Source organism: Nocardiopsis sp. TNDT3 (assembly GCF_003427465.1).
Taxonomy (GTDB): domain Bacteria; phylum Actinomycetota; class Actinomycetes; order Streptosporangiales; family Streptosporangiaceae; genus Nocardiopsis; species Nocardiopsis dassonvillei.
Map to the genome: position 1 here is coordinate 1 of NZ_QPFC01000407.1, position 5,653 is coordinate 5,653.

Consider the following 5,653-nt stretch of genomic DNA (forward strand, 5'->3'; position numbering starts at 1 on the left):
GGTCCTGCTCGACCTGAGCGCCCAGGCCGCGGCCCATCTGCTGGACACCTCCACCTACGTCGAGGCGGTGACGAACCGATGACCCCCTTCCTGCGCAGGATCCTGCGGATCGCGTGGTTCCCGTTCTTCTACGGCTCCCGGGTGGTGACCTCCACGCTCCAGGTCGCCTGGGACATCCTCACCCCGGGCAGCGCGTCCGTGCCCGCCCTGATCGAGGTCCCGTTGCGCTGCCGCACCGACCTGGAGATCACGGCCGTCGCCAACATGGTCTCCCTGACCCCCGGAACGGTGACCGTGGCCACCCGCACCGACCCGCCCACCCTGTGGGTGCACGGCATGTACACCGCTGACGAGCGGGCCTTCCTCGACGACATCCACCAGATGGAGGACTACCTGTTGGGCCTGACGCGCGCCGGACGGACGCGGGCCGAGCCCCGCGGGGAGGAGACCCGATGAACCCCGTCGACATCGCGCTGCTGCTGCTCGGCGCGTCCATGGTCCTGGCCGCGTACCGGATCCTCTCGGGCCCCGACCGGGCGGACAGGGCCGCCGGGGCCGACGTGGTCCTCTTCGGCTTCGTCGGCCTCGTGGTCGTCCTCGGCCTCCGCGTCGACTCCGCCCTGGTGGTCGACATCGTGCTCGTGTGCGCCCTCGTGGGGTTCCTCTCCGCCCTGTCCCTGGCCCGACTGATCTCCGGAGGCAAACGATGACCCCGTTCGAGACGCTCGCCGTGGCCTGCGTGATCGCGGGCGCGTCCGTGTTCGCCGTGGGAGCCCTCGGCCTGGTGCGCCTGCGCGACTTCTACGCCCGCCTGCACGGGGTGTCGGTCTCGGCCGGACTGGGGACGGCCCTGCTCCTGCTCGGTCTGCTGCTGTGGTTCCCCTCGGTGGAGAACGCGCTCAAGATCGGCCTGGCGCTGCTCGTGCAACTGGCCACCGCCGCGGTCGGCGGCAACGCCCTGGCCCGGGCGGGATACCTGGCGGGAACACCGCTTTCCCCCGCCACCCGGCACGACGCCCTCGCCGACGCGGACGCGGACCGCTCGGAGGAGGGCTGACCCTGCTCCGTGCCGGTGGCCCGTCACCACGGCCGCCGGCACGAGGAGGCGGTGACTATGGATGACATGTTCGTCGGTGGAGCGCGGACCGCGCTCCAGCTCCTTGCCCTGCTGGCCACCGTGCTCAGCGCCCTCCTGCTCGCCCGCGTGCTGCGCACGCGCGCACGGTCCACGAGGATGCGCCGCTCCCGGACACCTCCGCTACGGGACCTGCCCCGCTCTGGTACCCCGGTCCTGGTCGACGGGAACGCCGTACCGGGGTCCTCGGGACCGCTGGTGGCCCCCTACTCCGGGACCAGGTGCGTGTGGTACCGGACCGAGGTGTGGGACCACCGCCCCGGTGAGGGCTCGCGCCACGAGCGCCTTCGCGTGAGCCTGGTCCACGCGGAGCAGAGCGAGGCGCCCTTCCTGATCGAGGACAGGACGGGGAGCGCGTGGTGCCACCCCCGTGGAGCCGTCACGGACAAGGTCGCCCTCACCCACGACTCCTTCGTGGTCGACCCCCTGGCGGAGGGCGCTCCGGGCAGGGCGGAGGCGAGGCGGGAGCTGCGGCCCGAGCACGCGCATTCGAGCACCGGCCGCTCCTACCGGGAGTGGGCCATCGCGCCCGGGACCCGTCTGCTGGTCAACGGGACCGCGTACGAGTGGAACGAGGAGACCCTCGTCGCGAGCTCCTCCGACGGGTACCTGCTGCTCTCGACGCGCACCGCCCCACAGGTGTACGACGCCCACCTGACGAGGCAGGTCCTGGCCGGAGCCGCCTTCCTCGGATCCCTCGCGCTCACCCTGTGGCTCCTGTGACCCGGCGATCGCGGACGCGACCATGCCGAAACTGCGCTGCGGCCGACGCCGCCGGACTGCGGACGGGAGGAAGTGTCCCGGTCAGCGGTCGCAGGCGATCGACGACCGCTTGGCCGGGGCGCCGATCAGCCAGCGGGCGGTCGGACGGTGGCGCACCTTCGGTCCAACCCCCGGCGGGTCCCTCGTCAGACCGCCGGGCGAAGGGATCCGCCACCTCGCCCGGCGGCGCGCCCTCAGCGGCCCCGCCACCGGGGAGGGCGTTTCTCGGTGAACGCCCGGGGGCCCTCCCGCGCGTCCTCGCTGCGCGCGCGCCGCTCCTCCCAGAAGAAGCGGCTGCCGAACGCCTGCTCCACGGACAGGTGGGACGAGCGGGCGACGGCCTCCTTGATGGCCCGCACCGACAGGGGCGCGCTGCGCAGGAGGTCGTCCACCCAGCCCTGGACGCACGCGTCCAGCTCCTCGTGCGGGACGACGTCGTTCACCAGGCCCAGGTCCGCCGCGCGGCGCGCGGACATCCGCCGCCCCGTCAACAGGTGGCCCATCGCGATCCGCGCCGGGATCTGCCTGGTGAGCCGGAAGACGCCGCCCGCCCCGGGGACCAGCCCCAGCCGTGCCTCCGGCAGGGCGAACGTCGAGCGCTCGGAGGCGACGATGACGTCACACGCCAGGGCCAGCTCGAACCCGCCCCCCATGGCGTACCCGTCCACGCGGGCGATGACGGGCTTGGCGAACGCGTGGCGTTCGGTCAGCCGGGGCCAGCCCGGAGCCCCCCGGCTGCCGAAGGTGGTCCCCTCGGCGCCACCGGAGTCCAGTGCCGCCCGTTCCCCCAGGTCCTGGCCCACGGAGAACGCCCGGTCGCCGGCCCCGGTCAGGACCACCGCCCAGACGTCGTCGTCGGCCTCCACGTCGTCCCAGACCTCGGCGAGTTCCTCGTGGGTCCGCAGGTCCATGGCGTTCAGGACGTGGGGGCGGTCGATGGTCACGCGGGCGACCCCGTCCTCCTTCACGTACCGGACCCGTGGCGGGGCGGTCTCCTGCTCTGCGGACATGGTCCTCCGTAGGTTGGCGGGCGGTCCGGCCCGGCGCGGCGGGCCCTCCGGTCCGATCTCAGGCGCGCGCCGCGGTGAAGCGGCCGGTCTTGGTGATGACGTCCTCGCTGTACAGGCGCAGCGACTGCTGGAGCGCGAACTCCGACATGTAGGCGCGGAAGGGCTCCGCCGGGTTCTCCGCCAGCTGGAGCATGCGCCTGTTCGTGACGACGGCCGGGCTGTCCATGCGTTCGGCCGCCTCCTCCACGGCGGCGTCCAGCAGGGCCGGGTCGACCACGTGGTCGAAGAGCGCGGCCGCCTGCGGCTCGGTGGCCCAGATCCGCCGGCCCCAGAGGATGACCTCCCGGGAGAGCCGGGTGCCGCCGACGCGGCCGAGCCGGAGGTTGGCCACACCGGGGACGATGCCCTCCTGCGCCGCCGGGAGGCTGAAGTAGGAGTCCTCACCGGCGATCACCCTGTCGAAGACCAGCAGCAGCTGGGCCCCGCCGCCGATGGCGAAGGCGTCGACCGCGGCCACCCACGGCTTGTGGACCGTCGGAGCCCGCCACGAGTCCGGTCCCTCGACGGCCAGGCCCCGGACGATCTTGTTGATGTAGCCGAGCTCCCGCCGGAGCAGGAAGTCCACGAGGGAGATCCGTCCGGCGTGCAGTTCCTTGAGGTTGATCCCCGCGCTGAACACACGCCTGCCCCGGTGGCGAGGGTGCTCCATCGGGCCGCCCCGCAGTACGCCGACTCCCACGTCGGGGTCGAGCAGCACCAGGTCCACCGCGGTCTCCATGGAGTCCACCTGGTCGTTGTCCTCGGCGTTGAGCCGGTCCGCGCCGCACATGGTCACGTGCGCGGTGGAGCCGATCCTCTCCAGCCGGACGGAGCCGAGGTCCGCGACGCCGGTCCTGCGGTACTCGGGGTACAGGGCCCGGGCTCGGCCGGTGGGGCGGAGCATCGAGTCGACGAGGTGCCGCCCCGCCGCCTCGGAGCCCAGGACGGCCCGGAAGAAGATCCCCTGGTCGATCTCCAGGCCCTCCTTGTGGGCTTGGAGCCGGGCGGACTCGGTAGCCATCTGATCGGGGGTCGGCACCAGGCCGGGGAACCGGGTCGCAGCGTCCGTGACCAGTTCGCGCAGGCGCGGGCGCCGCCGGTGGCCGTCGGTGAGGTCACCGTAGACGCTGTCCACGTGCGCGTCGAGGAACCGGGAGCGGACGGCACGGAGGGTGTCCTTGGCCCGGGAGACGGCCTGGTGCTCCTCGGGCGTGCGCCGCGCGGGCTCGGCGGCCGCCGCGAGCACCTCGTCCAGACGCAGGGCGGCGTCACCGAGGACCCCGGCCGCCGTCGGCAGGTCGTGGGGGAGCGCTGTGGCGTCGACCTTGGCCAGAGCGTCCGCCGCCGTGAGCAGGGCGTTCATCGTTGAGGACTCCGAAGTGGGGGAAGGGGGCCGGAGGGCGTCAGAAGCACCAGTTGATCTGGGCGGGAACGTCCGGAAGCGGGGACGCCGTCTCCTTCGGGCCGGTTCCGGCCTCGGAGCACAGGCGGTACAGGCCGAGCTGGTGGGCCCTGAGGCCGGCCTTGAAGCGGGACGAGGCCCCGAGCGCGGACATGACGCCCGCCACGTGGCGGCGGTAGGTACGGACGGACACGCCCATGCAGCGGGCCGCGGACTCGTCCTTCATCCCGGAGCACAGGTAGTACATCGCCCGTGCCTGGTTGTCGTTGTCGAGGATGCCGAGGGCGTCCCGCAGGTTGGAGAAGCCCACCGCGCGGTCCCAGAGGGCGCGCTGGTAGCGGATCATCCAGTCGATCATCCCCGGGGAGCGCACGACGCGCAGCTTGGTCGCGTCGTCGGCCCGGTTGGACTCGACGAAGCCGACACGCGAGCCGATCACCAGCATCGTGGGGAACCCGTCGGGGGCCACGCGGACGCGCACGCCCCGGTCGGAGAGGAGCGAGATCGCCCGCCGGTTCCCTCCTTCCAGCAGGTCCGAGTGGGTGGCCGTCATTCTGAGGTCGATCCTGCGGGAGGGACCTGCGGACTCGGTGATCCTGGTGACGGCGGAGGCACCGAGGATCGAGGCCGAAACGGTCGTCATCCGAACCTCGGGGAGGGGGTCCCCGAGCAGTTCCACCTCTTCCCAGAACCGGGCCGTGAGGTCGCGGGCGTCGACATCCTCGTCCCCGCCGTCCAGGGGAGGAGCCAGATTCATCTTCCAGTGGGTACCAGGGTTTTCGAGATGGTCGTTCGGGGGAGTGGGGGATTCGGCGCCCTCCTCGAGAGAAACGTCGATGCAGGGTTCCCGAATAGCCGGTTCATTCATTTTTGAAAGATGTCTCGCTGGGGGTTCGCGATATAGTGAAGTGACCATATTGAGTGTTCCAGTATGGGCTGTTTCCATCAATGTCTTGGCCAGTTGTGGACATGGTGACAACGCCGACCACTTCGCAGGCGGACGCCGGGGCGCGGGTACGACGGGTCGCGTGCGCCGGTCTGCGGAAAACCGCTGCGAAACCGGGACCGAAGCGGCGCGGCATGGTTACCCGTGACCTCCCCCTGCTCCGCCGTCCTGCCCGAGCGGGCCGATCGCGCGCGTGGAAAGCCGAAGGACGGCCCGGCCGCCAAGGACGCGGTCATCGAAGTCCAGGCCGGCCGGACCATCGCCCCCGAAACCGGGAACACCGGGCTCGAACGCCGGTCGGGACCGGACTCGGCCGACTCCGCCGCGCCGCTCCCGGCCGCCGGGCCCCCGGCCGATCC

General features: G+C 72.2%; 8 protein-coding genes. 5 read left to right on the forward strand and 3 right to left on the reverse strand.

Annotated features, from left to right (window positions below; translation table 11 throughout):
• Nucleotides 1-78 precede the first annotated feature (78 nt).
• The 4 genes from DQW06_RS10805 to DQW06_RS10820 are packed head-to-tail and all read left to right on the forward strand — an operon-like array spanning nt 79 to nt 1,858.
• Nucleotides 79-456, forward strand: coding sequence for a Na+/H+ antiporter subunit E (locus DQW06_RS10805; protein WP_013152767.1), 378 nt, complete (start codon nt 79-81; stop codon nt 454-456).
• Entirely contained in the window at nt 453-710 is a 258-nt protein-coding gene (locus tag DQW06_RS10810) for a monovalent cation/H+ antiporter complex subunit F (protein WP_013152768.1), read from the forward strand. Before DQW06_RS10805 ends, DQW06_RS10810 begins: the two co-directional genes overlap by 4 nt.
• On the forward strand, nt 707-1,057 hold the full coding sequence (gene mnhG / locus DQW06_RS10815; protein ID WP_071621947.1) for a monovalent cation/H(+) antiporter subunit G: 351 nt from the start codon (nt 707-709) through the stop codon (nt 1,055-1,057). Before DQW06_RS10810 ends, mnhG begins: the two co-directional genes overlap by 4 nt.
• Nucleotides 1,058-1,114: 57 nt before the next feature.
• Nucleotides 1,115-1,858: a GIDE domain-containing protein gene (locus DQW06_RS10820; protein ID WP_013152770.1), complete on the forward strand. Its 744-nt coding sequence runs from the start codon at nt 1,115-1,117 to the stop codon at nt 1,856-1,858.
• Between the two features lie 233 nt (nt 1,859-2,091).
• Here DQW06_RS10820 and dpgD read toward each other — a convergent pair whose 3' ends face one another.
• Genes dpgD through DQW06_RS10835 form a run of 3 tightly spaced genes read right to left on the reverse strand, consistent with a single transcriptional unit; the run spans nt 2,092 to nt 5,105 of the window.
• The gene (gene dpgD, locus DQW06_RS10825) at nt 2,092-2,907 is read right to left on the reverse strand and encodes an enoyl-CoA-hydratase DpgD (RefSeq protein ID WP_013152771.1); all 816 of its coding nucleotides are present in this window, start codon (nt 2,905-2,907) and stop codon (nt 2,092-2,094) included.
• A gap of 58 nt (nt 2,908-2,965) precedes the next feature.
• Nucleotides 2,966-4,309 carry a (3,5-dihydroxyphenyl)acetyl-CoA 1,2-dioxygenase DpgC gene (dpgC, locus tag DQW06_RS10830; protein ID WP_013152772.1) on the reverse strand — a complete coding sequence of 448 codons (1,344 nt, stop codon included), beginning with the start codon at nt 4,307-4,309 and terminating at the stop codon, nt 2,966-2,968.
• A 40-nt stretch (nt 4,310-4,349) separates the two neighbouring features.
• Complete coding sequence (locus tag DQW06_RS10835; RefSeq protein ID WP_117198383.1) at nt 4,350-5,105, reverse strand: DNA-binding response regulator; 756 nt, start codon at nt 5,103-5,105, stop codon at nt 4,350-4,352.
• Nucleotides 5,106-5,438: 333 nt separating this feature from the next.
• On the opposite strand from DQW06_RS10835, the gene DQW06_RS29490 reads away from it, so the two are divergent.
• On the forward strand, nt 5,439-5,653 hold a 215-nt coding region (locus tag DQW06_RS29490), incomplete at its 3' end, for a hypothetical protein (protein WP_232833004.1).

Excerpts from the sequence above, each read along its gene's own strand:
- dpgC (WP_013152772.1), bottom strand. The coding sequence starts at position 4,309 with ATGAACGCCCTGCTCACGGCGGCGGACGCTCTGGCCAAGGTCGACGCC.
- mnhG (WP_071621947.1), top strand. The coding sequence starts at position 707 with ATGACCCCGTTCGAGACGCTCGCCGTGGCCTGCGTGATCGCGGGCGCG.
- DQW06_RS10835 (WP_117198383.1), bottom strand. The coding sequence starts at position 5,105 with ATGAATCTGGCTCCTCCCCTGGACGGCGGGGACGAGGATGTCGACGCC.
- dpgD (WP_013152771.1), bottom strand. The coding sequence starts at position 2,907 with ATGTCCGCAGAGCAGGAGACCGCCCCGCCACGGGTCCGGTACGTGAAG.
- DQW06_RS10820 (WP_013152770.1), top strand. The coding sequence starts at position 1,115 with ATGGATGACATGTTCGTCGGTGGAGCGCGGACCGCGCTCCAGCTCCTT.
- DQW06_RS10805 (WP_013152767.1), top strand. The coding sequence starts at position 79 with ATGACCCCCTTCCTGCGCAGGATCCTGCGGATCGCGTGGTTCCCGTTC.
- DQW06_RS10810 (WP_013152768.1), top strand. The coding sequence starts at position 453 with ATGAACCCCGTCGACATCGCGCTGCTGCTGCTCGGCGCGTCCATGGTC.